We start from the raw sequence: 25,028 nt of genomic DNA, 5'->3' as shown, positions 1-25,028 counted from the left end.
GTTGCGGCGTACCACCCGGGAAATCCGGGCCTCGTCGGCGGCGCGACGGAGGTGTTCCGGCCGCTCTGCGGCGGCGGTGAGGGCGGCGGGGACGTGCCCCGTCGGCGCGACTACGCGGTGGGCGCGGTGGGCGCGGTGGGGCGCGGGACCGAGAGGGTCGAACCGGTAGCGCTCCAGACGAGGGTCCAGAACACGTCGACGACGGGCTGCATGGCCTGGAGGAAGACTTCGTTGGGGTTCACTTGCGGGCTACCTTTCCTTTGGCGCCAGGTCGTTGCCCTGGCGCGCGATGCACTCCAGTATGTCGCAAAAAGTGGCGAACTTGTTACTCGAATGTGACATTGCTTTTGGCAATGCTAGGTGTTCACCGCGCGGAAGCTGGAGGTTTAGCCCAGAAGGATGAACCAAATCACGTTCTCACGACCCTCGAGCGTGCCGAAACCCCCACACATGGTGCCCCTCTTCTCTAGGCTCTCAGGGCAAGGAGCCGTGCCGCCGCGTAAGGAGAAACCATGGAAGAGCGTCGCATCCTCATCGCCGACACCGCCATCGCAGTGGTCGCGGAGGTCGGAATCCGCGGCCTTACCCATCGCGCGGTCGATGCCTCGGCCTCGCTCGCCACGGGCTCGACCTCGTACTACGCGCGCTCGAAGGCGCAGCTTGTCGAGCTCACCGTCGAGCGGCTCGCCTCCCTGCTGCGCGGCTACACCGAGCACGCCGAGCTGGCGGCGAAGACCCCGGCGGACGGCGCGGAACTCACCACGGTGCTCACGGACTGGCTCGGCGGCCTGTACGCCGACTACCAGGGCGAGCTGCGCGCCCGCTCCTCCCTCATCCTTGAGCTGGAGAACCGCAATAGCGGGGATTCCGCTCTGCTGCGCGAGGCCCTCGTCGCGCCGGACGACCTCTCCGGCCCGCTCGCCTCCGCGGGCCTCGATTCCTCCGAGCTCCTCGGCCCGCTCCTCACCGCCCTCGAGGGCCTGCTGTGGGAGCATTCCGCCGGCCGCCGCATCGGCGAGGCAGATACCAGCGGGACCGACGCGCGTCTCCTGTCTTCATTGCTCTCCGTCCATCACGGCAGCGACAAGCGCGGCATCTTCGGGATCCGGCTCTGACCCGATCCGGGTTCTTCCCTGTCCCTCCCCACCCCTTCACCACTTCTCCCAGGCCACGGCGCCCGGTCGTGCCCGGGCACGCACGCTCCGGGGCACCGACACCCATTTATATGACGGCGGCCCCGCGCTATCGGCGCGGGGCCGCTGCCCTCGGCGTCGACCGGCTGGTGCCGGCGTCCGCCGTCATAGACGGGCCTACCCTTCCGCGATGGCCTCGAGCGGCGAGGTCCGTGCGGCGCGGTAGGCGGGCCACAGCGCGGCGAGGACGCCGACCACGCCGGCCGCCACGAGGACCACGACGATCGTCCCCCACGGGATCGCGACGCTGGAGATCCCCTCGCTCGACATCGCCGAGACGAACGCCCAGCCGAGGAAGGTGCCGATCGCGGCGCCGACCAGTGCGCCGAATATCGCGATCTGCGCCGATTCCAGGGTGATCATCGTGCGGATCTGACGGCGCTGCGTGCCGATCGCCCGGAGCATCCCGAGCTCCGTGCGCCGCTCGATCACCGATAGCGCGAGGGTGTTGATGATCCCGAGCACCGCGATAATGAGTGCGAGCGCGAGCAACGCGTAGATGATGTTGAGCAGCTGGTCGATCATCCCCGACTGCTGCTTGATGAGCTCGTCGATGGTCTGCACCGTGGCGATCGGATTGTCGGCGATTGCGTCGGAGATGCGTTCGTCGAGCTGCCCGACGTCCTGGCCGTCGGCCGCCTCGACGAAGACCATCTGAATGGTCTGCAGGGGAACGGGGACGAGCTTGTCGAAGGCCTGCGTGCCGACCACGAGCCCCGACATCGTGTCGGTGTTCTCGTAGATGCCGGTGAGCGGGACCGTGATCTCGCCGCCCGCGGAGTCGAAGAACGAGACGTCCTCGCCGACCTTCCAGCCGTTCGCCTCGGCGGTCGACTCGTTGACCACCGCGGAATCGGGCCTGGGCTGGACATCGCCCTCGACGGGCTCGGCCTCGAGCGCGGACTCCACCGGGCCGTCGATCCCGACCACGGTGACAGTCCCCTTGTTCGGGGTCTTCGCCGCGGCGTAACTGATGGCCGTGGCCGAGCCGACGCCGTCGACGTGCGCGACCTTGTCGTACACCGAGGGCGGAAGCGGGGTCGGCATCCCCTGCCCGGGCGCGCCCTGGACCACGAGGTCCGAGTGGACGCCGTTGGAGAATGACTCGGCGACGCTTTCCTTGGTCGAGGCCGCGAACGTACCGAAGGCGGCGACGAGCGCGAGACCGAGCGTGAGCGAGAAGGCCGTCGCCGCCGTGCGCCAGCGGTTTCGCCCCGAGTTCGTCGCGGCGAGCTTGCCCATGCTGCCGAAGGGAGAGCCGATGATCCGGCCGATCCCGCCTGCGATGATTGGAGACAGCCGCGGCATGACGAGGAACGCGCACACGAGGACCAGGAGCGCGCCGGGACCGACGAGCGCCGCGCCGGCGCTCGCGGTGTCCTGCCGGGAGCCGATGATCGCGAGGGCGATACCGGCGAGCAGGCCGACCGCGCCGATGATCGTGACGACCTTCGAGCTGTTCGAGGCGCCGCTCGCCGTGGGGCCCGAGCGCATCGCCGCCACCGGAGGGACGCGGCCGGCGCGCCACGCGGGGACGAGCGCGGAGATCACGGTGACCACGAGGCCGACGACGAGTGGAACGACGACCGCCGACGAGGTGACAGCGAGGCCCGAGCCCGGGAGCCCGAAACCGAGCGCGTCCATGAGGCTGAAGAGACCAAAGGCGAGCGCGAAGCCGGCGAGCACGCCGAGGATCGAGCCGACCAGGCCGGTGATGGCCGCCTCCACGAGCACCGAGCGGACGACCTGCCCGCTTCCGGCGCCGATCGCGCGGAGCAGCGCGAGCTCGCGGAGGCGCTGCGCGACGAGCATCGAAAAGGTGTTGAAGATGATGAACGTGCCGACGAGCAACCCGATCGCGCCGAAGGCGAGGAAGAAGTAGTTGAGGAAAGAGAATCCCTGCTTCAGCTGGTCGCTTTGCTCCTGCGCCCACGCGGCGCCGGTCTGCACATCCGCATCGGGCTCGACCTGCGCGATCGCGGCGGCGAGAGCCTTCTGGTCGACCGTGCCGTCCCCGCCGACGCGGATCGCGGGGACGTGGGAGCCGTCGGTGAACAACTCGGTGGCCTGAGCGGGATCGAAGAACACGCCGATGAACCCGCCGGTGCTGGTCTCGCGTGAATAGGTGCCAGTGAGCGTGAGGTCGACCGTTCCCGTGGATGGGACGTAGACCTGCACGTGGCCTCCGACGGTGTAGCCGTACTTCTCCACGGTGGCCGTGTCGAGGGCGATCTGGCCCGGCGCGCTCGGGGCTGCGCCCTGCTCGAGCTGGTACTGGTCGCCGACCACGGTGGCGGGGTCATGCCACGCCTGCCCGCTCATCGGCGCTCCGCCGGTCTGCACCGGCTTGCCGTCGGGCTCGATGAGCACGACATTGCCCTCGAGCGCCGGCTGCGCGGTCGCGACGCCGGGGACATGCTCGATCTTCTCGACGTCGGCCAGGGGCATGCCGACCTCGTTGTTCTCCTTCGGCTGCACGACCGCATCGAGGCCCTCGGCCTGGGTGCCGAGGATGTTGTCGAAGGAGTTCTGGAGGGTCGAGGTGAAGGTGAAGGATGCGGAGATGAACGCCGTGCCGAGGACGACGGCGAGCACCGAGAGCACCATGCGGAGCTTGTGCGCGGAGATGTTGCGCAGCGCGACCGTGGACATGCCCTTCGGGGCGGGGCCCCTGTGCCGGGTGGCCGTGGCCGCGGCCGAATTCGCGCCGGCGGCGGCGCTATCTGGGCCGGGATCGCCCCCGCGGTGCGGGGACTGTGTGGCGGACATGGCCTACATCCCTCCCAGCGACTGCATCGTCTCGAGGATGGCGTCGACGCTCGGCGCCTCGAGCTCGTCGCGGAGCACGCCGTCGGCGAGGAAGAGCACGCGGTCCGCGTAGGAGGCGGCGCGCGGGTCGTGGGTCACGATCACCACGGTCTGCCCGTACTCGTGGACCGAGTTGCGGAGGATCGAGAGCACCTCTGCGGACCTGTTGGAATCGAGGTTGCCCGTCGGTTCGTCACCGAAGAGGATCTGCGGCCGCCCGACGAGCGCCCGCGCGCAGGCGACGCGCTGCTGCTGGCCGCCGGAGAGCTCGGACGGAACGTGGTCGAGGCGGTCACCGAGGCCGAGACGCTCGACGACCTCGTCGAACCACGCGGAGTCGACCTTGCGCCCGGCTATGCCCGCGGGAAGCGTGATGTTCTCGCGCGCGGTGAGCGTGGGGACGAGGTTGAAGCTCTGGAAGACGAAGCCGATCTCGTCGCGCCGCAGCGCGGTGAGCTTCTTGTCCTTCATTTCCGTGATCTCGGTATCGCCGATCCGCACCGAGCCCGAGCTCGGGCGGTCGAGCCCGGCGAGGCAGTGCATGAGCGTCGATTTGCCGGAGCCCGAGGGCCCCATGATCGCCGTGAATTGCCCGGGGTGGAAGTCGACGCTGATCCCGTTCAGCGCGCGCACCTCCGTGTCCCCGGAGCCGTAGATCTTGAACAGCTCGCGGGCGGTCGCGGCGGGCCGGTCTCCCGCTGCCGGCCGCGCGGGCTCGGTCATGGCGTGACTCATCGTGGGTTCCTTGTCCTCGTGGGCTCGTCGTCGAACGGAACTCAGTCTTCTCCGCGCCGCGCGGGCCCACATCGGGGTCAACCCCCAATCGGCTCCCGGATTCCTCTACGCCCCGCCTCAGGGTTCACCCAGGGCTCGATGGCTGGCCCCGACAAGGCTCGGACCCGGAATCTCCGGGGCTAGTCCGCCCAGATCTCACCCTCACCTGGCCATTCTTCACTCTTCGGCCAGCGCGCGAGCCTCCGCCGCGACGTGAAGCGGACGCGCCCGGTATGCGGCCCCCGGCCCCCGCGGCGCCTACGGACCTCGCCGCCCTCGCCGCCCCCGCCGTCTCCGGCCGGGTGCTCGAATTCGAGCCCCGCGGCGAGGAGCTGGAGCGGCCGGGAGAAGTCCTCGCGGCCGAGCGTGCGCACGTTCGGGTAGAGGTCGTCGTCGAGGATCGGCATACCGAGCGCCGCGAGGTGGATGCGGAGCTGGTGGGTCTGCCCCGTCTCCGGAGACAGCTGCCACAGCCCGAGCCGCGCACCGTCGTCCCCGCGCGTGGCGCCGAGGAGCCGCCCGCGGGTCCGCGCATTCGGCTCGCCGCTGACCTCGGCGCCCTGGAGGATCCCGTGGATCTTCTCGATGCGGCTCGCGCGCACGAAACTCGCGGGCGCCCCCTCCGGCAGGCTCGTCACGGCAAGGTATTTCTTCGTGACGCCGCGGTGCTGGAATTGCGTCGACAGCGCGGCGCGGACGCGCCGGTGCACGGCCATCGCCACCAAGCCCGCCGTCCCTCGGTCGAGCCGGTGCGCCGGGACGAGTGAGTCGTGCCCCGTGGCCACGCGCCCCCGCACGAGCACTGTCTCGCGGATGTGTCCCGCCCGCGGGGTGGTCGCGAGGAAGTGCGGCTTGTCCACGACCACGAGGTCCTGGTCCGCATGGACGATGTCGAGCCTTCCCGGCACCTCGGGTTCTTCGCCGGGCTCGAGGTGGAGCCACACGTCGACGCCCTTGACCACCGGCGCGTACTCGCCGACCGGCTGCCCGTTCCTGTCGACGACGCCGCCCGCCGCGAGACGCTCGAGGATCTCGGACCGGCGATCGGGGAAGGCGCGGAGCAGCTCATCGGCGATGGGGCCGCGGCCCGGCGGGTCCGGGAGCCGGAAGCGCACGGCGTCGACGCCCGCGCGCGGCGGAAGCGGCTTCGGTCTCGGCACGAGGGCAATTCTATCCCCAATCCGTCGAACCATCGGCCACTGCAATCCCTTCCATATTTCTGCGCATCTTTTGTCAACGCCCGCCAAATGAGTATCGTTGGCAACGTTCGCAACAGCGTTATGCCGGTCTCCCGGCCCACCGCCCGGCAGGCCGGCGGGCCCACTTTCGCCGGCACCCCGATACACAGGAGTTCCCCCATGGACGCCATCGTTCAGTTCTTCCTCACCGGCCCCGGGCAGTTCCTCCTCCCCGTCGTCCAGGGCAGCTTCACCCTCGCCTACCCCCCGAACGCCCCGTTCCCCGAAGGGATCTGATCCCCCGGGGGACCGGCCGGGGCGGCCCCTCCGCCACCGCCCGGGGCTGCCGGGACAGGCCCATCGACTTCGGCCTCCGGCGTCATGGGTGAGGCGTAAGATCGACGGCATGAGCGCATACAAGGGTGCAGTCGTCGTCGGTGTCGATGGATCGGATGTCTCCAAGGCCGCCGTGGCCTATGCGGCGAAAACCGCTGCGGGACGCGGAATCGGTCTCCATATCGTGATGGCCTATTCGGCCCCGACGGCCATGTTTTCCGAGGGAATGGTGCCGCCGCATCAGCTCGTCGAGCACTTCGAGAAGGAGGCCGAGCCGGTCGTCCAGGACGCGATGAAGATCGCGCGGGAGACCGAGCCCGAGCTCAAGATTACGGGCGCCGTGGCCGAGGGCAATCCCGCACAGCTACTCATCGAATATTCGCGCGAGGCGAAGATCGTGGTGCTCGGCACGCGCGGGCTCGGTGCTCTCAAGGGCGTCGTGCTCGGCTCGGTATCCGCACACGTCGCCACGAACGCATTCTGCCCCGTGATCGTCACGAAGGCCGATACGGCCGACAACGTCCACTCCGACGGCCCGGTCGTGGTCGGCGTCGACGGCTCGGACAACTCGGTGCGCGCCACCGAGTGGGCGTTCTCCGAGGCCAAGGCGCGCGGGGCGCACCTCCTCGCCGTGCACACGTGGATCGACCCCGAGGTCCAAGCCGCCGCCGCGGGGATCATCCTCTCCGAGGACGATCTCAAGCGCCTCTCCGACGAGCAGCGCGGCATGCTCGAGGACGCGCTCGGCAATATCAAGGAGCGCTACCCGGAGGTCGAGGTCGACACGCTCGTCACCGAGGACCGCGCAACTCGCATCCTCGTGGAGAAGTCGAAGGAGGCGCAGCTCGTCGTGGTCGGCTCGCACGGCCGCGGCACCTTTACCGGCATGCTCCTCGGCTCCACGAGCCGTTCGCTTCTGCAGGCCTCGTACGCGCCCGTCATGGTCGTGCGACCCGCCGCCGCCGGCTGTGAGGACGAGTAAGCCATGGCCGAGAACAGCACCCCGGAAAACAACGCTCGCGAGACCGGCGCGGATGCCGGCGAGATCTCGGTCGCCCGCAACGAGCAGGCCGGCCGGTTCGAGATCTTCGTCGATGGCGACGTGGCCGGATTCGCCGACTACTCCGACGCCGATGGCGTGCGCACCATGCCCCACACCGTGATCGACCCGGCCCACGGTGGCCGCGGTCTCGGCGGCGTGCTCGTCCGCGAGGCACTCGACGATGCCCGGGCGAAGGGGCTCAAGGTCGCACCGCACTGCTCGTTCGTCGCCGGGTTCATCGAGAAACACCCCGAGGACTACGGCGATCTCGTGCGCTGAGGAACGCGGGCAAGGAGCCACGTCACCGGTTCCCAACCCCGCTCCCCTTGAATCGCCCGCCGCCTGGAACCCGGCACCGATCCGCAGACGTCTATAGGCTCGGGCACGTAGCAAAACGATCTGCAACGCCACCTACAGGGAAGGAATGCACTCATGGGCATCTTCGACAAGGCCAAGGAATTCGCCAAGGGCAACCCCGACAAGGTCTCGCAGGGGCTCGACAAGGCGGGCGACGTCATCAACCAGAAGACCGGCGGCAAGTACGAGGACAAGATCAACACCGCCAAGGGCAAGGTCTCGGACTCGCTCGGCGGCGAGCAGGGCGGCGGCGAGCAGGCTCCCGAGGGCGGCCAGCCCGAGCAGGGCCAGCCCGGCCAGTAGCGTCGGCTTCCGTCCCCGCCGCCAGACGGCGGGGACGAGCTCGATTTCGAGAGGCGACGGGACACTCCTCTCCCGGCGCCTCTTCCCATTTCACGAACGCGATAACCTGGGGCAGTGAGTGCACAGGGAACAGTCAAGGCGAGTCCGCGGGTGCGGCTACTCGACACGGCCACTGAGCTGTTCACCTCGCACGGGATCCGCGCGGTGGGGATCGACCGGATCCTCAAGGATTCGAAGGTCGCGAAGGCCTCGCTCTACAACGCGTTCGGCTCGAAGGACGCGCTCGTGGTGGCCTATCTCGAGCAGATGCACGACTCCGATGTCGCCGCATGGGAGACGCGCACGGCGCCGATGCAGCGGCCGCGCGACCGCATCCTCGCCTTCTTCGACCTCGTCACGACGCTGCCCGGCGCCATCCCCACGGGCTCCCCGTATATCGCGGCCGCCCTCGAGTTCCCCGAGCCCGCGACCCCCGGCGAGCACGCCATCCGGGCGGCAGTCGACGCGCACAGGGAGTGGGTGCTCGACACCATCACTTCCGAGCTCCGCGCGATGGGCCTGCAGGACCCGGACAACATCGAGGAGATGGCCATGCGTCTCGTCGTGCTCCATGATGGCGCCGTGACGGCCGCGCGAATGCACGACCACACCACGAGCGTGCGCACCGCCCGCAACATGGCGGAGATGATCCTCCGCCTCGTCGACTGAGCAACGCCCCATGCCTCCCCGCAGCCGGCGAGCGGCCGGCATGGCCCGTGCGGCCTTCCTCACCGGCGAAATCTTCGTCACCATCGGCGTTATCCTCGCCGGCTACGTCTTCTACCAGCTCGTCTGGACCGACAGGGAGTCCGGGAGGCAGCAGGCGCAGGCCGATGCCGCGCTCTCAGAGAGCTGGTCCGCGCCGCCGAACACCCGCGCTCCGGCAGGTCACGGGCAGGGACAGGCGCAGAGACCGAACTCGGGAACAGACCCCGACTCGGGCACGGATTCGGACTCGCCCCGCGCCTTCGCGCGCCTCTCGATCCCGGAATTCGGCAGCGACTTCCGCTTCGCCGTCATGGAGGGCGTCTCCGCAGCCGACCTCGAGGCAGGCCCCGGGCACTACCCCTCGAGCGCGGCGCCCGGGGAGCCCGGCAATTTCGCCGTCGCCGGGCACCGCGTGGGCCGCGGCTCGCCGTTCAACGCGCTCGGCCGCCTCGACACCTGCGCGGAGATCGATATCGAGACCGCCGATTCCGTCCTGGAATACCGTGTCCTCCCGACCGACGCCCACAACGCCCCCGAAGCGGCCGCGTCCGCTGCGGCCGCATGCCTACCCGGGCCCATCGCCGCGCGGCTCGCCACTGACTACGCGGGCCTGAGCGGTCGCGAGATCGTCACCCCCGATCGCGTCGACGTGATCGCCCCGAACCCGACGGTTCCACACGTCTCCCCACGCGACGCGCCTGCGCCCGGCGCCCTCGCGCTGCTCACGCTTACGACGTGCCACCCGCAGTTCTCCGCCACCGAGCGGCTCATCATCCACGCCGCTCTCGCCCGCTCCACGCCGAAGGCGAATGCCGCCGATGACGGCGGACGTCCCGATCAGCCCGGAGGCTCCTAGATGTACGCCTGGATCTGGAAGCATCTGCCCGGGCCCGTCGCCGTGCGGATCGCCATCGTGATCGCCGCCCTCGTCGGGCTGTTCTTCCTGCTCATGGACGTGGTCTACCCGGCCGTCGAAGCGGCGCTGCCGTTCTCCGGGGTCGCCGTATCGCCCTAATCCTCGACGCCGGCCGTCCGTTCCCGGCCGGCGTCTCAGCCGAGGCGGGGCACGACGAGCTCCGCGACCGCCTGCACGGCCTCCGAGGGCGCCTGGATCGACTGCACCGTGAGCACCTTCGTGTCCTTGTAGAGCGCGAGGCTCGCGCCCATTTGGGCGCCGGAGCGGCCGCCGGTCCAGCCCTCGACGTCCGAACGCTCCGTCGAATCGGGTGGCACAAGCCCGTCGACGAGCTCGACGGCGTGCTGCGGCGTTCCTGCGTCCTGGAGCGAGACGAGCAGCGAGAGCCGGCCGTCCTCGGCGTAGTAGAAACACGCAGGGGGATCGAAGGAAGAATCGAGGCGGCTCTCTGTGAGCTTCTCCCCGACCGCGTCGGAAGCCTCCTCCGGCGAGAGATACGGGCACTCGCCCACGTCGCCGGGAACCGGTTGCCGATCGGCCTCGCTCGCCGCGGGCGCAGGCTCCGCCGCGGAGGCGGAATCGGGGGCGGCCGTGGTGATGACCCCCATCTCGGCGGAATCGGATCCGCCCTGGGAGGAGTCCCCTGAGCCGTCATACGAGCAACCGGCCACGAGCGCGGCGGTAAGCACGAGCGGGGCTGCGGCGCCGAGCAGGCGGGCAAGGGTGCGGCGGGGTTTCGGCATGGCCCCCAGAGTATCGGGTTCGGATGGGTGGGAGACCCGCGGCTACAATCACCGGCATGAGATCTGCGCCCGGCTCCAATCGCGGTGTCCGCCGCATCCGGACGGGCGCTGCGGTCCTCGCTCTCACCGCGCTCTCCGCGCCGGTCTTCGCCGCCTGCTCGCCCGACGACGCGGCGTCCGCGGACGATCAGTCCTCCGAGATGCCGGCTCCGCCGCCGGAGAAGGAGGACCACTCGACGACCGTGAAGCCCAGTCCGCTCGACGACGCGGAGGTCTCGCCCGGCGCGCGTCCGCAGCCGATCGTCGCGTGCGATGCAGTGGGGCTCACGGTGGACCAGGTCGCCGAGATCGTCGGCGTCCAGCTGATGGACTCCGAGCCGGCCGCCCCGGCCGCCTCGCCGGAGATGTGCGCCTACGGCTCCCATTGGGACGAACCCGACGTCCTCCTCGAGTCGATGAAGGGCGCGGTCCAGGGTTCGGAAGAGGAATCGGACGCGTCCGGCACCTCCGCCGCGCCCACCAAGACGGGTTCGCCCTCGGACGATTCCGCCGAGGAGCCCTCCCAGCAGCTCGACTCGGAGAACGCGGTCTTCGTGGCCGTTCGTCCCTTGCGCAAGGGCGAGGACGGCGCGGCGACGCTCGAGTCGATTCCCACCCTGGCCGGCCCCCTCTACACCTGTAATACCGCGAGCTCGACGGTCGACGTCCCCGACCCGTCCGCCAACGCAGCGGCGAAGCGGGAGTCCGAGGGACCTGCGCCGCTCGACGGTGTCTCCTCGCTCGGAACGCTTCCGGCCGTGGGCCTGCCGACGCAGATCGGGCGCCCCACCCCAAGCAAGGGCAGCCCTGCGAGCTCCACCTCGGCCGCCTCAACCGGCACGGCCAAGCCCGGCGCCGCGGGCACCACCACCTCGGCCGCCGCGCAGAAGCGGGCGGCAAAGCAGGAGGTGGACGCCCTGCGCTGCGACAGCACACCCACGGGCTCGTCCCCGCACACTCAGACCTTCTTCGTCGCGCGGAATGCGTTGTGGCAGGTCAGCGTTAATACGCCGGGTCGCTCGGACGACGATAAATCCCTCGACGACGAGTCGAAGGGATTGCTCTCGCTCGCCGCCTATATCTCCACCAAGCGCTAGGCTCCGCGCGCTATACACCCGGGCTATGCCTCGCGATTACCCATTTCTCTTGCTTGCGCAGAATGAGTTATATACGCTTGGCAACAGCACGTGAGCTCCGCCGCACCCCCCTAAGTGGCGTCGAGCGCTGGACCGAGTGGCTCCCCCCGCTTACTCGTTCCGTGCGTGCGTCGAATGCTGGCCACTCCCCTCGTGGCCAGCATTCACCTATTTAGCCTGGTTTTCCCGTCCGCCGCGCCGCTTCTCCCGACGCGCGCCCGGCGCGACATCGGGCACCGAAGCGCGTCGAATTCCCGCGAACCATGCTCACATTTCTCGCAGCCGAATTGTCGATCTCCCAATTCGGCAGAACTCGCCCGGAATTGCTTCCAAACGCGTTTATCAATAAGCATTCTCTGCCCATTCCGGAGGTGCACAGGGCGCACATTCCTGCCGCATATTCTGCGCAGCATACGGGCCCCACGGCCGGCGAAGCTCAACGCGCCCATTGCCCACGACACTCCCCGCGCATCGACCCCCACCCCCGCCCCCGGCCGCGACGGCGGTCTGGCATTCGGCACCGATCCGGTGCAAGATGTTACTCAAGTGATTATTGTGACTAATGTGGCGAAAGTTCATCTTCGCCTCATCGGCGCCCGCAGACGACCGGCCCCTCATCGGTCGATGACACAGGAGTACCGCAGTGCCTCGTTCCCAGTTCTCCGGCCGGTCACGCGTCCCCGGCGCGGCGACGCTCGCGCTCGCCGGCGCGCTCGCCCTCCCCCTCGCGCTCGCCCCGACCGCCTCCGCCCAGTCCGTCACGTCGCAGGGTGCGCAGGTCTACGCCGAGACGCCGAGCGTGCTCACCGGATCCATGCAGGCGACTCCCCCCTCGTTGCCGGGCATCGAGTCCACGCCCGTGCAGACACCGGGCTTCGCCGCGAACCTCCCCGTGGTCGCCCTCCCGACGCTGGCACCGGCCCGGCCCGCCCCCGAGTACTCCGAGGTCGGCATCTTCCCCGGCAACGGTGACGTCGTCGGCGTCGCGCAGCCGATCATGTTCACCTTCGACCGGCCCATCACCGACCGAGCCAAGGCGGAGCAGACGCTCGGGGTGCGCACGGCGCCGGCACTGCCCGGAAAGTTCTACTGGATCAGCGACACCGAGGTCCGCTGGCGCCCGCTCGACTTCTATCCGGCGAATACCTCCGTCACCGTCTACGCGGGTGGCCGGCAGTCCACGTTCAAGACGGGCGACGCCGTCGTCACCACCTACGACGACGCGAGCAAGACGCTCACGACCACCCGAAACGGACAGGTCCAGCGCACCATGCGCGCGTCCTCGGGCAAGGCCGCGTACCCGACCAACCCCGGCACGTACTACACCGGCTGGCGCGCTCCGAAGGTGCGCATGGACTCCTCGACCTGGGGGCTCGCCCAGGACGCCGGCGGCTACGACACGGTCGTGGACAACGGCGTGCGGCTCACCTACGACGGCATATTCATCCACTCCGCGCCGTGGTCCGTGGCCGATCAGGGTGTCCGCGACGTGACCCACGGTTGCATCAACATCTCCCCCGAGGACGCCGAGTGGTTCTACCAGAACACCGCCAACGGCGATCCCGTCATCGTCAACGGCACCGCGGGCGAGCCGCTCCGACAGGACGACGGACAGGGCGACTGGAACTACTAGCACTACCGGGCGGCTAGGCCCACCTGCCAAGTCCCCCAACGAAATACCCGCGGATGACGGCGGACGCCACCAAAGGCACCACCCTCCCTTCTCCATCTCCCCTCCTCAATCGTTCTTCACCTCACCGATACCAAGCGTTTCCCAAGGGGTCGCCCACCTTGCCCGTGGGCGTTACCTCGATCGACTGAGATTGCCAGGGTGATAATGGGTTCGACCGACTCCGGCGCCGGCACACCTGCCGGCAACGCCGCTACAGCAGATTCCGCAGCCTCCGCGGATCACTCCGCAGAGCAAAGCGTGGCCGCGCAGCCGCCATACGCGCGGCGCCGCCGCACGCGCCGCTCCGGGCGAATTAAGGAGTACGTGCTCTTCGCCGTGCTCGTGCTGCCGAACCTCGCACTGCTCGCGCTCTTCACCTACCGGCCGCTCATCGACAACATCCGCCTGTCGTTTTTCAGCTGGAACATCTCCTCACCGTTGCCGCCCCAATTCGTGGGCTTCGACAACTATTCCGAGTGGTTCTCCGGGCTGTTCTCCGGCGGCCAGACGTGGACGGTGGTGTTCAACACCATCGTGTTCACCGCCACCGCCGTCATCGGCTCGATGGTCATCGGCCTGGCGCTCGCCCTCCTCCTCGACCGCAAGCTCTACGGGCGCGAGATGGTCCGCTCGGCGGTGTTCGCGCCGTTCGTCATCGCCGGTGCAGCGGTGGGCATCGCGTTCCAGTTCGTCTTCGACCCGCGTTTCGGGATGATCTCCTCGATCGTCTCCGCCTTCGGCGGCACGTCCCCGGACTTCTATCAGGATCCGGGCTGGGCGCTTTTCATGGTCACGATCACCTACCTGTGGAAGAACCTGGGCTACGCGTTCGTCATCTACCTCGCGGCACTCCAGGCCAAGCCCGCCGAGCTCTACGAGGCCGCGCAGATCGACCGCGCGAGGCCGTGGACCGTGTTCCGCAGGGTCACCCTCCCCATGCTCCGTCCGACGACCTTCTTCCTCTCCATCACGGTGATGCTCAACTCGCTGCAGGTCTTCGACATCATCTACGTGATGACCCGCGGCGGGCCCCAGGGCAACGGCACGACGACGATGGTGTTCCAGGTCTACCAGGAGACATTCGTCAACTATCGGGCCGGCTACGGCGCCACCGCGGCGACCATCATGTTCGTCGTCCTCCTCGTCATCACGGCAGTTCAGGTGCGCTTCATGGACAGGGGGAACCGCTGATGGACACGACAGCGAAGCCGAAGAGCAAGAAGTCGATCATGTCGGGGTCCGGGATCGCCGGGAGAGTCCTCGGTTACGGCGCGATGGTGCTCACGGTCATCATGATCGGGGCGCCGCTCTACTGGGTCGTCATCAATTCGTTCAAGACCCCCGACCAGGTCTTCCAGGTGCCGCCGTCCTGGTGGCCATCGCAGTTCACGTTCGACAACTACCCACGGGTGTTCGACGCGTCGCCGTTCGGCCGCTACATGCTCAACTCGATCTTCATCACCACGGTGCTGTCGGCGATCAAGATCTTCCTCGGGATCATCAGCGCGTACGCCTTCTCGTTCCTGCGCTTCCCGGGCCGCAGCATCGTGTTCATGCTCGTGCTCGCCGCGCTCATGGTGCCCAACCAGATCACCGTGATCTCCAACTACGCGCTCATCTCGCAACTCGGCTGGACCAACACGTTCCAGGGCATCATCGTCCCGCTCGCGGGCGTCGCCTTCGGCACGTTCCTCATGCGCAACCACTTCCTCTCGCTCCCGTACGAGATCATCGAGGCCGCGCGGATGGACGGCGCCGGGCACCTGCGGATGCTCTGGAAGATCATCCTTCCGATGAGCTGGCCGACCCTCGTCGCGTTCTCGATCATCACGATCGTCAACGAGTGGAACGAGTACCTGTGGCCGTTCCTCGTGGCCTCCGACGATTCGGTCGCGCCGATCCAGGTCGGCCTCACGCGCCTGGTCAACACCGATTCCGGGTTCACCGACTGGCCGTTGGTCATGTCCGCCACGGTCCTCACGATCATCCCCGTGCTCGTCGTGTTCCTGCTGCTCCAGCGGTACATGATCAAGGGCCTCACCTCCGGCGCGGTCAAGGGCTGAGTCCGCCGCGCATCCCTCCCCAATCTCCTGCCTCCCGTCCATGCAGACCCCGACCCCTTCACCGAAAGGCACCACCATGAGCCAGTTCTCCCGCCGCACGTTCCTCGGCCTCGCCGGCACCGCGGGCGCCGCCGTCACCCTCTCCGCCTGCGCGGGCTCCGGCTCGGGCTCCTCGGGCGAGAGCGGGGGCGGCCAGGGCGGAGACGCGAACAAGATCGTGTTCTGGTCCAACCACCCGGGCAACTCGAAGGACACCGAGAACGAGATCATCAAGGCGTACAAGTCCGTCGAGCCCGATGTCACGGTCGAGCTGGTCGATGCCGGCAAGGACTACGAGGAGGTCGCGCAGAAGTTCAACGCGGCGCTCAGCGGCGGGCAGCTCCCCGATGTGATCGTCGGTTCCGACGTCAACTGGTTCAACTTCGCGCTCAACGGGCAGTTCGCCAAGGTCAACGAGCTGTGGGACGGCGCCGGGGACTTCGACAAGAGCGACTACGTCGACGCGCTCCTCGGCGACTACGAGTACGACGGCAACAACTACGGCGTCCCCTACGCCCGCTCGACCGTGATCTTCTACTACAACAAGCAGCTGTGGAAGGACGCCGGTTTGCCCGACCGCGGCCCGGAGACCTGGGACGAGTTCGCCGAGTGGGCGCCGAAGCTCGCCGAGAAGCTCACCGGCGAAGCCAAGCCCATCGCGATGTACAACGGCGCGAACTACCTCGACTGGACCGTCCAGAACCTCCTGTGGGAGAACGACGGCGGCTACTCGAAGGATTGGGACCTCACCTTCACCGCCCCGGGCACGAAGAAGGGCCTGGAGTACCTCAAGAAGCTCAACGACGACAAGCACCTCATCGTCTCGGACGACTCGATCGTCGAGTTCTCCGCCGGGCTCGCCGCCTGCGCCGTGGCCTCGACCGGCTCGATCTCGGCGGTCAAGAAGCAGGCGGGCTTCGAGTGGGGCACCGCCTTCCTCCCGGGCGCCGCGAAGAACGATTCGTGCCCCACGGGCGGCGCGGGCGTCGCGATCCCATCGGGGATCTCCGACGAGCGAAAGGCCGCCGCGATGAAGTTCATCGCGTTCCTAACCAACCCGGAGAACACGGCGAAGTTCGCGAAGGCCACCGGCTACATGCCCGTGCGCAAGTCCGCGACCGAGTCCGAGGACGTCAAGTCCTACCTCGCCGAGACCCCGCAGGCGAAGACCGCGATCGATCAGCTGCCGCACACTCGCCCGCAGGATTTCGCCCGCGTCTTCGTGCCGAACCCCGGCACTCGCATCGGCGGCGCGCTCGACAAGATCCTCGCCGGCGGCACATCGATCGATCAGGCGATGGAGCAGGTTCAGAGCGAGACCCAGAACATCATCGACACCCAGATCAACCCGCTGCTCGGCAAGTAGCCCACCGCCGTCGGCACCACGCACGCGGCCCGGGCGCACGCCCACCGCCGCCGCTACCGAGAAGGACAACCCAGACCATGGCCACCGTCTCGTTCGACAAGGCAACGCGCCTCTTCCCCAAGGCCGAGCGCCCCGCCGTCGACGCGCTCGATCTCGACATCGCCGACGGGGAGTTCCTCGTCCTCGTCGGCCCGTCGGGCTGCGGCAAATCGACGAGCCTGCGCATGCTCGCGGGGCTCGAGGAGGTCTCGAGCGGGGCGATCCGCATCGGCGGCGAGGACATGACCCAGGTCCAGGCGCGCGACCGGGACGTGGCCATGGTCTTCCAGAGCTACGCGCTGTATCCCACCATGACGGTCGAGGACAACATGGGATTCGCGCTGCGCAACATGGGGACATCGAAGGGTGAGACCAAGCGCCTCGTCGCAGAGGCCGCCCGCATCCTCCAGCTCGAGGATCTCCTCCGACGCAAGCCCGGGCAGCTCTCCGGCGGGCAGCGGCAGCGCGTCGCGATGGGGCGCGCCATCGTCCGCCGCCCGCAGGTGTTCTGCATGGACGAGCCGCTGTCCAACCTCGATGCCAAGCTGCGCGTCTCGACGCGCTCGGAGATCGCGGCTCTGCAGCGCCGCCTCGGGATCACCACCGTGTACGTGACCCACGACCAGACCGAGGCGATGACCATGGGCCACCGCGTCGCCGTGCTCGACCGCGGCGTGTTGCAGCAGGTCGGGACGCCGCGCGAGATGTACGACGCACCGGTCAATACTTTTGTCGCGGGCTTTATCGGCACGCCGGGGATGAACCTCTTCCGGGTCCCCGTGGACTCCTCCGGCATCCCCCAGCTCGACGGCTCGCCCGTGGAGAATGCCCATCCCGTTCGCAGCCGCAGCGAGGTCGTTCTCGGCGTCCGACCCGAATCGCTTGAGCTCGTCTCCGAGACGAGCCACGGCCTCGACATCCGGGTCACGCTCGTCGAGGAGCTCGGGCTCGAGGCCTACGTGCACGGCCGGGCGGTGGGCACGGCGGAGACCCTCGACGGCAAGGATTTCGTGGTCCGCACGAACCGTTCGAACAAGCCCTCGCTGGATGACGTCGTCCGTATCGCGCCCTCGCGCGCGCCGGGTTCCGTGCTGTTCTTCGATACCGAGACCGGCAGGCGGATCTCCGCGGACGACTAGCCCGCCGCCGGCCTCAGACGAGACCGCTACGGGGTCTCGATGACCGCCTCGACGTCCTCGAACCGCGGCTCGGCGGAGCCGACGCGGCCGACCGGGGGCTCCTCGCCGGCCTCAGCGAAGTTGTCGAGCGCCTCGACCAGCGCGCCGACGTGATGGGTGTCCATCTTCCCCACGACATCGGCGATGAGCCCGCGGCGCCGCTCGCTCACCTCGTCGACGATGGCTTGGCCCCGCTCGGTCACGGCGAGCGAGAGCCCACGCGTTCCCGATCCCGCGCGGGCGCGCTCGACGAAGCCGACGCCCTCGAGGCGGTCCACCATGCGGGTCACCGAACTCGGCGCGACGCCGAGTTCGTCGGCGAGCTGCGTCTGATTGTTGGCGGTGCCCCGCGAGATCACGAGGAGCGCGCGGAACTGCGCGAAGGTCACCGGAGAGGAGGACTCATCGAGACTGCGGGCCGACAGGGCCACGAGCAGGCGCGATGCCCGCAGGAACGCGTCGATCAGCTCCGCGCTCTCCTTCTCGCGGGCGGGCTGTTCTTCGCGGTTCGCGGCGTCCATGGTCTCGTACCGTTCCTTCTTCTCTCGGCCCGAGTTTCGTCCGGTTCTTCCGGATCGATTTCGGGCAGTCTCTTCTTCGGCTCTTCTTCGGGCAGTCGACGCGGCAGAGCAGACGGCCCGGCTCAGGTCCAGATGCTCACGCGGCGGTCTTCGGGAAGCCACATCTCGTCGTCCTCGGTGACCCCGAAGGCCTCGTAGAACGCGTCGATGTTCCGCACCACCTGGTTGCAGCGGAACTCCGGCGGCGAGTGCGGATCGATCGCGAGGCGGCGGATCGCCTCCTCGTCGCGCGTCTTCGCACGCCACACGACCGCCCAACTCTGGAACAGCCGCTGGATACCTGTGGCGCCGTCGATCTCCGGGGCGTCGTCGAGCGAGCCGCCCAGGGAGATCGCGTAGGCGAGCACGGCGATTCCGAGCCCGCCGAGGTCGCCGATGTTCTCGCCGATCGTGAACGCGCCGTTGACGTGGTGGGTCTCGGGGTCGAGCCCCTCTGGAGTCAGGGCGTCGTATTGCTCGATCAGCGCCGTGGTCTGCGCGGTGAACTCCTCGCGGTCGGCGTCGGTCCACCAGTTGTCGAGGTTGCCGTCGCCGTCGTACTGAGAACCCTGGTCGTCGAAGCCGTGGCCGATTTCGTGGCCGATGACCCCGCCGATACCGCCGTAGTTCATCGCATCGTCGGCGTCGGCGTCGAAGAACGGCGGCTGGAGGATCGCAGCGGGGAAGACGATCTCGTTCATCACCGGGTTGTAGTAGGCGTTGACCGTCTGCGGGGTCATGTGCCACTCGCCGGTGTCGACGGGCCCGCCGAGCTTGGAGATCTCGTAGTCGTGCTGGAACTCGGCGGCCCTGCGGACGTTGCCCGCGAGGTCGTCCGGAGCGACGACGAGGGCCGAGTAATCGCGCCACTTGTCGGGGTAGCCGATCTTGGGGACGAACTTCCCGAGCTTCTCGAGGGCGCGCTCGCGGGTCTCGGGGGTCATCCACTCGAGGTTCTCGATCGACTGACGGTACGCGGCGAGGATGTTGTCCACGAGCTCGGACATGCGCTGCTTGTTCTCCGGCGGGAAGTGCCGCTCGACGTACGCGCGCCCGACCTCTTCGCCGACCGCGCCCTCGACGAGCGCGACCCCGCGCTTCCAGCGGTCCCGGATGGTCTCAGCGCCGGACATGATCTTCCCGACGAACTCGAAGTTGGCCTCGACGTACTCCTCGGGGAGCACCGCGATCCGCTCCGAGACGACGCGCCAGCGCGCCCAGTCCTTCCACAACTCGAGATCCTCGCCGGACCACAGCAGCGCGGCGGAGGTAAAGAACGAGGGCTGCGAGAGGATCACCCGGTCGAAGCTATCGGCGCTGCCGCCGAGCTCGGTGATCCACGCGTGCCAGGGGAAGCCGGGGGCGATCTCGGGGAGCTGCCCGTAGGCGGTCGGGTTGTAGGTCTTGACGGCGTCCCGCGACGCCACCACGTCCCAGTGCCCCGAGGCGATCCGCGATTCCAGGTCGACGATCGCGTCGGCCCTTCGCTTCGCCTCGTCCGCGTCACCCGCTAGGCCGACCATCTCGAGCATCCGCGCGACGTGTGCGCGGTAGGCTGCGAGCACCTCGCGGTGGCTCTCGGCGCGGTAGTACGACTCGTCGGGGAGGCCGATGCCATATTGGAGCAAGTAGACCGCGTAGCGGCTCGAATCCCCGGCGTCGTTGGATACGTAGGAGCCGAAGAGGCCGCCGACGCCGCGGCGCTCGAGCGTGGCGAGGGCGACGCCGAGGGCATCCGAATCCGTGGCGGCGTCGATGAGCTCGAGGTCCGGATCGAGCACTGCGAGCCCGCGTTCGGCGATGGTGTCGGTGTCCATGAACGAGGCGTAGAGCGCGCCGATCGTCGAATCCTTCGGTGCCTCCGTGATGATGTCGCGGACCTGCTCCTCGGCGGAGTCCCGCAGCGCCGTGAACGCGCCGTCCTGGCCGCGATCCGCGGGGATCGTGTGCGAATCGATCCAGCCCCCGTTGATGTGCATGTAGAAATCGTCCTGCGGCCGCACGTCCTCGGACTTGTGGGCGAGATCGAGGCCCGATCGCCGTTGCTCGCCGGCGGGGTTCGCGATGGAATTCTCTGTGCTCATACCCATCAGCCTACGTATCACGTTCGTGACGAGTGGGAATGTTGTTATTAAGAGATGCTTGTGTGACTCCAGTGTATTACTGCATACTGGGGCGCATGTATGTTTCGCGCCAGCGCGGCGGTCCCCGGGGACTCGCCCTCCTGTCCATCGGTGCCCTGTTCGCTGTCGCCGTCCTGGTGGCTGCGCTGCTCGCCGTCACTAACGCCAACACGAACGTCCGCAACCTCGCCTCGCCCAGCGATTACATCTCGTCCGACCTCGTGGGCAAACCGCAGGGCGTAGATGCCGCGAATTGGCAGCACCCCGGCGAGAACTCCGTGAACTGGAAGGCCGCCGCCGCGGGCGGCAAGAGCTTCGCGTTCATCAAGGCCACCGACGGCACGAGCGACGGGAACGAGCACTTCTCGGACGATTTCGAGGGCGCCCGCTCGGCCGGGATCAAGGTCGGCGCCTACCACAAGGCGCACCCGGCGATGGATCCCATCGCGCAGGCGGATGCTCTCTCGGACGCCGTGATCGAAGAGGGTGGCGACCAGCTCCCGCCGGTCCTCGACCTCGAGCTCGAAGAGGGCCTCTCGCCCTCGCAGCTCGCGGACTGGACCCGGTCGTTCATGGAGCGCACCAAGGAGAAGACCGGCCGCACGCCGATCATGTACACCTACAAGTCCTTCTGGCTCGTCCAGATGGGCAACACCAAGGAGTTCTCGGAATACCCGCTGTGGCTCGCCGAGTATCGCCAGGAGTCGCCGACCGAGCCGTTCGTCGGCGGCTGGAAGTCGTGGACGTTCTGGCAGTACGCCGGGAACGACGGCGCCGCGGACGGCTTCTCCACGCCCGTCGACCTCAACGTCTTCAATGGATCGAAGTCCGAGCTCGAGGCCATGGCCGGGCCCGTCGGCAACGGCGCCTCGGACACCAAGGCACCCGACACCTCGGGCGGCAATTCGGAGAAGGGCACCGGCGATTCGGGCACCGAGTCCGGAACGAACGGCTCCGGCACGGGCACCGGCACCGAGTCCGGCACCGGCACCGGCACCGGCACCGGCAACGAGTCCGGGGCCAAGCCCGTGTCCCTCACCATCCCCGACATGCCGCTCCCGCCCGGCGTGCTCCCCAAGGGAATAACGCTCCCGCTCACGATCGTGCTGCCGACGACCGTAACCTCGGGTTCCTCGGGCTCGACCGGCGGCTCGACGGGCGCCCGCTCGGACCTCGCGTGGATCTCGGGCCTGCTCCGCGGCCTCCCCTCCGAGGTGCTCAAGTCGATCTCGTTCAAGTAGGGGCTCGCTCCGCGGGGCGGGTGGAGGCCCTACGACGCCGGCTCCGCCGGCGGCGCGGCCGGGTAAGCGGCGAAGACCTCGGTCTCGTCCTCCCGGCCGCGCAGCACCACCTTCTCCATCTGTTCCCAGTGCTCCCGCTCGGCGGCAGCCGCAGAGTTCCCGGTCAACGCGCCGAGGGTACGCCCGGAGGCGAGCGGACGCGCAGGGTCCCGCTTCGCCAGCTCGGACAGGCGCGCGCTCTCGTTCACGGGATCGCCGATCACGGTGTATTCGAAGCGCTCGATGGCGCCGACGTTCCCCGCGACCACCGAGCCGAAGCCCACGCCGATCCCCGCGGACAGGTCGGGCACTTCGGCGCGTAGGCGGTCGGCGATGTCCCGCGCTGCACCGAGCGCCGCCGCTGCCGGGTCGTCGAGCGGCAGCGGCGCCCCGAAGATCGCGAGCACGGCGTCGCCCTCGAATTTGTTGACGAGCCCACGCCGCTCCTCCACCGCCCCGACCACGACGGCGAAGAACGCGTTGAGCACGTCGACGACCTCCCCCGGCGGACGGTTCACGGCGAGGGTCGTCGAGCCGATGACGTCGACGAACACCACCGCGACGGTCTTCTCGGTCCCGCCGAGCTCCGGATCGGTGGACAGCGCGGCCGCGGCGACGTCGCGGCCGACGTGCCGTCCGAACAGATCGCGAATGTGTTCGCGCTCGCGGAGGCCGGCGACCATGTCGTTGTATCCGCCCTGGAGGTCGCCGAGCTCCGTGCCGTCGTAGACCACGAGATCCTCGCCGAGGTCGCCAGCGGCCACCCGACGCATCCCGTGCCGGACGCTGCGCAGCGGATCGACGATGGCGCGCGAGGACAGGATCGTGAGCAACAGCCCGGTCGACAGCGCGATGACGGTGAGGACGAGCACCGAGACGAACTGGTCGAGCTTGGTGATCTCGTCGAAGACGAGCCCGAAGAGCAGCACGAGGATGATCCCCATGAGCGGGATCCCCGAGCCCAGCACCCAGAAGAGCACGGCCCGCGGGCCGACGCCGCCGCGCCGCTTCCGGCGGAAGCCCGCCGAGATGAGCTGGGCGCTCACGGGCCGCAGCGCGAACTCCGACAGAAGGTAGGAGGCCGCGACCACGACGGAGCCGCTCATTACGACCACGAAGAACACCTTGGGGATCACGGCCGGGTCGGCGATCCCGTAGCAGATGGTGAACAAGATGGTGGCGCCGATCCACATCGCCGCCTGCAGGCGGACGAGCGACCACGGAACGCGCGCCGAACGCTTCGCATCGCGCCGGGTGGGCGTGTCCCCCCGGTTCGCCCACGCGAGCACGCGCACCACCGAGGTCGTCCCCCACAGGATCCCCACGACGAAGGCGCTCGCCACGTAGATCGGCAGCGCGATGAAGTTGACCCACCACATGTCGCCTTGGAGCAGCGAGGGTGAGGGGATGCCGACGAGACTCAGCCCCACGGCGCACAGCGCCCCGACGAAATTCGACACGACGATCGAGAGCGTGAGCAGCACCTGGATGCGCACGCGCCGCATGAGCCTTCCCTCGCTCTGCGACCCGAGAAGGGCCGAGCCGAAGTCGGGGCGGGATCTATCTCGTCGCGAGGTCACCGCCCCAGTGTGGCATCAGCGGGGCGCGCCGGGCCGCGAATTGCGGCGGACCAGCGCGGCGATCCCCCGCCAGCCATAGAAGAGGATCGCGAGGGCGATGGCCGCGACGATCATGAACGACCAGTGCGGGATCTTCCCGGTGGCGAGCCCGCGGATGATCATCCCGAGCACGAGGGTGCCGGCCCACACGGCGGTCGCGGCTCGCGCCGTCAGCGCCGATGCGCCGGGGGCGGAACGGACGAACGCCTCGCGGGCGATCCATGTGACGAGCAGTGCGACGAGGAACGGCCACGCGGTTCCGGCGATGCCTGCGACGCCCGTGGACTCGCCGTGGGCGCCGCGGCCGAAGATCGCGAAGAGCACCACCGCGACGATGTCGACGGGCAGCGCCCACCACAGGATCGGCTCGGGCCGGTTCCTCCCGGTTTCCGGGCGCGGGTCGCTCGTCTCGCTCATCGCCTGGGTCCCTCCTGGTCTGTGCGGGCGTCGGGCGTGCTGTCGTCCGTGTCGGCCCGCCTCCGGGTCGCGATTCTATTCGTGTGACGGCCGGCGGCGCGCTCGCCGCGCGTCGGCGAGTAGGTCCGCCCCTTGAACGGCCAGCGCTCCGGATGCGCCGCGGCCGCACCGCCCGAGGGCAGGGCGGCACCGGCGCCGACGGTGGAACCGGAACGCTCGGAGCCCTTGCCGCCGGCGGGACCCTGTGCACCCGGGCGCGCCTGGGAGTGCTCGCCGCCGCGCTCGCCCGCGCGCCCGGTGCCGGAATCGACTTCGGCGTCGGCCTCGTCGAGGTCCGGGTCGATATCGGTCGCGTGGCGATAGAAGAGGAAGAACAGCACCCAGCCCGCGACGGCGATGAGGAAGTAACTCACGACGCGGTAGACGAACACCGTCGCGAGTGCGAGGTTCGCCGTCATCCCGCCTGCGGTGAGCGTACCGATGAGCGTGAGCTCGACCGTCCCCAGTCCGCCCGGGGTGACGGGCACGGAGGCGACGGCCTTGCCGGTCACGTAGGCGATGGCGAAGCCGCCGATCGAATGGTGCGCGCCGACCGCCTCCGCGGAGGCCCACAGACAACCGATGTCGGCGACCCAGTTGAGCAGCGACCACGCGAAAGCGGAAGCGAGGTGACGGCGGCTGAGGTCGACCGCATCGGCCTGGTCGATGATCGAGCGGACGCCCTCGGCGCCGGTGTCCTCCGGCTTCTTGCGGCGTCGGTTGAACCAGTGGAGGGCGCTCATCACGACGCCCTCGATGCGGTCGGGGTGGCGCGCCGCCCACTGGACGCCGAAGATCACGGCGAAGAGCGCGATCGCCGACCCCGCGAGGAGGAACGGGTTGGATACCGCACCGACCAGGAAGAAACCGATGATCGCGAGGATGACGATGCCGATCGTCGACAGCACGCCCGAGATGATGAGCTGCCATGAGGCGATGACTCGGGTAGCGCCCCACTGGCGGGTGCGGCGGTAGGTGAGCGTCGCGGAGAAGACCTGGCCGCCGGGGATCGAAGTGGCGATGGCATTCGAGGCGAAGATCAGCCCCACGCTGTCCCAGTA

Annotated in this window: 24 protein-coding genes; 14 read left to right on the top strand and 10 right to left on the bottom strand. The window is 68.8% G+C overall.

Annotation, left to right across the window (positions count from 1 at the left end; all coding sequences use genetic code 11):
• Nucleotides 1-110 precede the first annotated feature (110 nt).
• Complete coding sequence (locus tag V7E05_RS05150) at nt 111-242, bottom strand: hypothetical protein (RefSeq protein WP_333618601.1); 132 nt, start codon at nt 240-242, stop codon at nt 111-113.
• Nucleotides 243-512: 270 nt separating this feature from the next.
• Between V7E05_RS05150 and V7E05_RS05145 the strand changes: the two genes are divergently transcribed.
• Nucleotides 513-1,115 (top strand): TetR/AcrR family transcriptional regulator, encoded by a 603-nt coding sequence (locus tag V7E05_RS05145; RefSeq protein WP_333618600.1) that lies wholly within the window; start codon nt 513-515, stop codon nt 1,113-1,115.
• Nucleotides 1,116-1,310: 195 nt separating this feature from the next.
• On the opposite strand, the gene V7E05_RS05140 is transcribed toward V7E05_RS05145, so the two are convergent.
• The 3 genes from V7E05_RS05140 to V7E05_RS05130 all read right to left on the bottom strand — a co-directional run bounded on the left by V7E05_RS05140 (nt 1,311) and on the right by V7E05_RS05130 (nt 5,935).
• Complete coding sequence (locus V7E05_RS05140) at nt 1,311-3,962, bottom strand: ABC transporter permease (protein ID WP_333618599.1); 2,652 nt, start codon at nt 3,960-3,962, stop codon at nt 1,311-1,313.
• Nucleotides 3,963-3,965: 3 nt separating this feature from the next.
• A complete protein-coding gene (locus V7E05_RS05135) occupies nt 3,966-4,724 on the bottom strand; it encodes an ABC transporter ATP-binding protein (RefSeq protein WP_442891609.1) in 759 nt (252 codons plus the stop codon).
• Between the two features lie 191 nt (nt 4,725-4,915).
• Nucleotides 4,916-5,935 carry a pseudouridine synthase gene (locus V7E05_RS05130; RefSeq protein ID WP_333618597.1) on the bottom strand — a complete coding sequence of 340 codons (1,020 nt, stop codon included), beginning with the start codon at nt 5,933-5,935 and terminating at the stop codon, nt 4,916-4,918.
• Nucleotides 5,936-6,359: 424 nt separating this feature from the next.
• Here V7E05_RS05130 and V7E05_RS05125 point away from each other — a divergent pair, with 424 nt between their 5' ends.
• From V7E05_RS05125 to V7E05_RS05100, 6 genes are all read left to right on the top strand, one after another.
• Nucleotides 6,360-7,271 (top strand): universal stress protein, encoded by a 912-nt coding sequence (locus V7E05_RS05125; RefSeq protein ID WP_333618596.1) that lies wholly within the window; start codon nt 6,360-6,362, stop codon nt 7,269-7,271.
• A 3-nt stretch (nt 7,272-7,274) separates the two neighbouring features.
• The gene (locus V7E05_RS05120; RefSeq protein ID WP_333618595.1) at nt 7,275-7,610 is read left to right on the top strand and encodes a GNAT family N-acetyltransferase; all 336 of its coding nucleotides are present in this window, start codon (nt 7,275-7,277) and stop codon (nt 7,608-7,610) included.
• A 153-nt stretch (nt 7,611-7,763) separates the two neighbouring features.
• Nucleotides 7,764-7,991, top strand: coding sequence for an antitoxin (locus tag V7E05_RS05115; protein WP_333618594.1), 228 nt, complete (start codon nt 7,764-7,766; stop codon nt 7,989-7,991).
• A 114-nt stretch (nt 7,992-8,105) separates the two neighbouring features.
• Nucleotides 8,106-8,699, top strand: a complete 594-nt coding sequence (locus V7E05_RS05110) for a TetR/AcrR family transcriptional regulator (protein WP_333618593.1) — start codon at nt 8,106-8,108, stop codon at nt 8,697-8,699.
• 40 nt (nt 8,700-8,739) lie between these two features.
• Complete coding sequence (locus tag V7E05_RS05105; RefSeq protein ID WP_333618592.1) at nt 8,740-9,594, top strand: class E sortase; 855 nt, start codon at nt 8,740-8,742, stop codon at nt 9,592-9,594.
• Nucleotides 9,595-9,753: a hypothetical protein gene (locus V7E05_RS05100; RefSeq protein WP_333618591.1), complete on the top strand. Its 159-nt coding sequence runs from the start codon at nt 9,595-9,597 to the stop codon at nt 9,751-9,753.
• Between the two features lie 35 nt (nt 9,754-9,788).
• Here the strand turns inward: V7E05_RS05100 and V7E05_RS05095 are convergent, their stop codons facing one another.
• Complete coding sequence (locus V7E05_RS05095) at nt 9,789-10,397, bottom strand: DUF2020 domain-containing protein (RefSeq protein ID WP_333618590.1); 609 nt, start codon at nt 10,395-10,397, stop codon at nt 9,789-9,791.
• A gap of 56 nt (nt 10,398-10,453) precedes the next feature.
• Here V7E05_RS05095 and V7E05_RS05090 point away from each other — a divergent pair, with 56 nt between their 5' ends.
• The 6 genes from V7E05_RS05090 to V7E05_RS05065 all read left to right on the top strand — a co-directional run bounded on the left by V7E05_RS05090 (nt 10,454) and on the right by V7E05_RS05065 (nt 17,890).
• The gene (locus V7E05_RS05090; RefSeq protein ID WP_333618589.1) at nt 10,454-11,533 is read left to right on the top strand and encodes a hypothetical protein; all 1,080 of its coding nucleotides are present in this window, start codon (nt 10,454-10,456) and stop codon (nt 11,531-11,533) included.
• Nucleotides 11,534-12,215: 682 nt separating this feature from the next.
• The gene (locus V7E05_RS05085; RefSeq protein ID WP_333618588.1) at nt 12,216-13,205 is read left to right on the top strand and encodes a L,D-transpeptidase; all 990 of its coding nucleotides are present in this window, start codon (nt 12,216-12,218) and stop codon (nt 13,203-13,205) included.
• Between the two features lie 204 nt (nt 13,206-13,409).
• Entirely contained in the window at nt 13,410-14,435 is a 1,026-nt protein-coding gene (locus tag V7E05_RS05080) for a carbohydrate ABC transporter permease (RefSeq protein WP_333618587.1), read from the top strand.
• A gap of 38 nt (nt 14,436-14,473) precedes the next feature.
• Nucleotides 14,474-15,307, top strand: a complete 834-nt coding sequence (locus V7E05_RS05075; RefSeq protein ID WP_333618612.1) for a carbohydrate ABC transporter permease — start codon at nt 14,474-14,476, stop codon at nt 15,305-15,307.
• Between the two features lie 76 nt (nt 15,308-15,383).
• Nucleotides 15,384-16,712 carry an ABC transporter substrate-binding protein gene (locus V7E05_RS05070; RefSeq protein WP_333618586.1) on the top strand — a complete coding sequence of 443 codons (1,329 nt, stop codon included), beginning with the start codon at nt 15,384-15,386 and terminating at the stop codon, nt 16,710-16,712.
• Nucleotides 16,713-16,789: 77 nt separating this feature from the next.
• Nucleotides 16,790-17,890: an ABC transporter ATP-binding protein gene (locus tag V7E05_RS05065; protein ID WP_333618585.1), complete on the top strand. Its 1,101-nt coding sequence runs from the start codon at nt 16,790-16,792 to the stop codon at nt 17,888-17,890.
• 26 nt (nt 17,891-17,916) lie between these two features.
• Here V7E05_RS05065 and V7E05_RS05060 read toward each other — a convergent pair whose 3' ends face one another.
• Both V7E05_RS05060 and V7E05_RS05055 read right to left on the bottom strand, forming a co-directional pair.
• On the bottom strand, nt 17,917-18,450 hold the full coding sequence (locus V7E05_RS05060) for a MarR family winged helix-turn-helix transcriptional regulator (RefSeq protein ID WP_333618584.1): 534 nt from the start codon (nt 18,448-18,450) through the stop codon (nt 17,917-17,919).
• Between the two features lie 122 nt (nt 18,451-18,572).
• A complete protein-coding gene (locus V7E05_RS05055) occupies nt 18,573-20,573 on the bottom strand; it encodes a M13 family metallopeptidase (RefSeq protein WP_333618583.1) in 2,001 nt (666 codons plus the stop codon).
• A gap of 95 nt (nt 20,574-20,668) precedes the next feature.
• On the opposite strand from V7E05_RS05055, the gene V7E05_RS05050 reads away from it, so the two are divergent.
• On the top strand, nt 20,669-21,853 hold the full coding sequence (locus tag V7E05_RS05050) for a glycoside hydrolase family 25 protein (protein WP_333618582.1): 1,185 nt from the start codon (nt 20,669-20,671) through the stop codon (nt 21,851-21,853).
• 29 nt (nt 21,854-21,882) lie between these two features.
• Here V7E05_RS05050 and V7E05_RS05045 read toward each other — a convergent pair whose 3' ends face one another.
• From V7E05_RS05045 to V7E05_RS05035, 3 genes are all read right to left on the bottom strand, one after another.
• Nucleotides 21,883-23,472, bottom strand: a complete 1,590-nt coding sequence (locus V7E05_RS05045; RefSeq protein ID WP_333618581.1) for an adenylate/guanylate cyclase domain-containing protein — start codon at nt 23,470-23,472, stop codon at nt 21,883-21,885.
• A gap of 15 nt (nt 23,473-23,487) precedes the next feature.
• On the bottom strand, nt 23,488-23,928 hold the full coding sequence (locus tag V7E05_RS05040) for a DUF3054 domain-containing protein (RefSeq protein WP_333618580.1): 441 nt from the start codon (nt 23,926-23,928) through the stop codon (nt 23,488-23,490).
• The coding region (locus V7E05_RS05035; protein WP_333618579.1) for a lysylphosphatidylglycerol synthase transmembrane domain-containing protein at nt 23,925-25,028 on the bottom strand (1,104 nt) is incomplete at its 5' end. The genes V7E05_RS05035 and V7E05_RS05040, both read right to left, overlap by 4 nt.

Origin of the sequence: Dietzia sp., from assembly GCF_036741115.1 — a bacterium.
Lineage (GTDB): Bacteria > Actinomycetota > Actinomycetes > Mycobacteriales > Mycobacteriaceae > Dietzia.
Note: the sequence above shows the minus strand (reverse complement) of the source record. Positions and strands in the feature narration are given on the sequence as shown.

What these genes read in the sequence shown, in the direction of transcription:
- V7E05_RS05145 (WP_333618600.1), top strand. Translation starts at nt 513, where the DNA reads ATGGAAGAGCGTCGCATCCTCATCGCCGACACCGCCATCGCAGTGGTC.
- V7E05_RS05140 (WP_333618599.1), bottom strand. Translation starts at nt 3,962, where the DNA reads ATGTCCGCCACACAGTCCCCGCACCGCGGGGGCGATCCCGGCCCAGAT.
- V7E05_RS05135 (WP_442891609.1), bottom strand. Translation starts at nt 4,724, where the DNA reads ATGACCGAGCCCGCGCGGCCGGCAGCGGGAGACCGGCCCGCCGCGACC.
- V7E05_RS05125 (WP_333618596.1), top strand. Translation starts at nt 6,360, where the DNA reads ATGAGCGCATACAAGGGTGCAGTCGTCGTCGGTGTCGATGGATCGGAT.
- V7E05_RS05120 (WP_333618595.1), top strand. Translation starts at nt 7,275, where the DNA reads ATGGCCGAGAACAGCACCCCGGAAAACAACGCTCGCGAGACCGGCGCG.
- V7E05_RS05115 (WP_333618594.1), top strand. Translation starts at nt 7,764, where the DNA reads ATGGGCATCTTCGACAAGGCCAAGGAATTCGCCAAGGGCAACCCCGAC.
- V7E05_RS05105 (WP_333618592.1), top strand. Translation starts at nt 8,740, where the DNA reads ATGGCCCGTGCGGCCTTCCTCACCGGCGAAATCTTCGTCACCATCGGC.
- V7E05_RS05100 (WP_333618591.1), top strand. Translation starts at nt 9,595, where the DNA reads ATGTACGCCTGGATCTGGAAGCATCTGCCCGGGCCCGTCGCCGTGCGG.
- V7E05_RS05095 (WP_333618590.1), bottom strand. Translation starts at nt 10,397, where the DNA reads ATGCCGAAACCCCGCCGCACCCTTGCCCGCCTGCTCGGCGCCGCAGCC.
- V7E05_RS05090 (WP_333618589.1), top strand. Translation starts at nt 10,454, where the DNA reads ATGAGATCTGCGCCCGGCTCCAATCGCGGTGTCCGCCGCATCCGGACG.
- V7E05_RS05080 (WP_333618587.1), top strand. Translation starts at nt 13,410, where the DNA reads ATGGGTTCGACCGACTCCGGCGCCGGCACACCTGCCGGCAACGCCGCT.
- V7E05_RS05075 (WP_333618612.1), top strand. Translation starts at nt 14,474, where the DNA reads ATGTCGGGGTCCGGGATCGCCGGGAGAGTCCTCGGTTACGGCGCGATG.
- V7E05_RS05070 (WP_333618586.1), top strand. Translation starts at nt 15,384, where the DNA reads ATGAGCCAGTTCTCCCGCCGCACGTTCCTCGGCCTCGCCGGCACCGCG.
- V7E05_RS05065 (WP_333618585.1), top strand. Translation starts at nt 16,790, where the DNA reads ATGGCCACCGTCTCGTTCGACAAGGCAACGCGCCTCTTCCCCAAGGCC.
- V7E05_RS05060 (WP_333618584.1), bottom strand. Translation starts at nt 18,450, where the DNA reads ATGGACGCCGCGAACCGCGAAGAACAGCCCGCCCGCGAGAAGGAGAGC.
- V7E05_RS05055 (WP_333618583.1), bottom strand. Translation starts at nt 20,573, where the DNA reads ATGAGCACAGAGAATTCCATCGCGAACCCCGCCGGCGAGCAACGGCGA.
- V7E05_RS05050 (WP_333618582.1), top strand. Translation starts at nt 20,669, where the DNA reads ATGTATGTTTCGCGCCAGCGCGGCGGTCCCCGGGGACTCGCCCTCCTG.
- V7E05_RS05040 (WP_333618580.1), bottom strand. Translation starts at nt 23,928, where the DNA reads ATGAGCGAGACGAGCGACCCGCGCCCGGAAACCGGGAGGAACCGGCCC.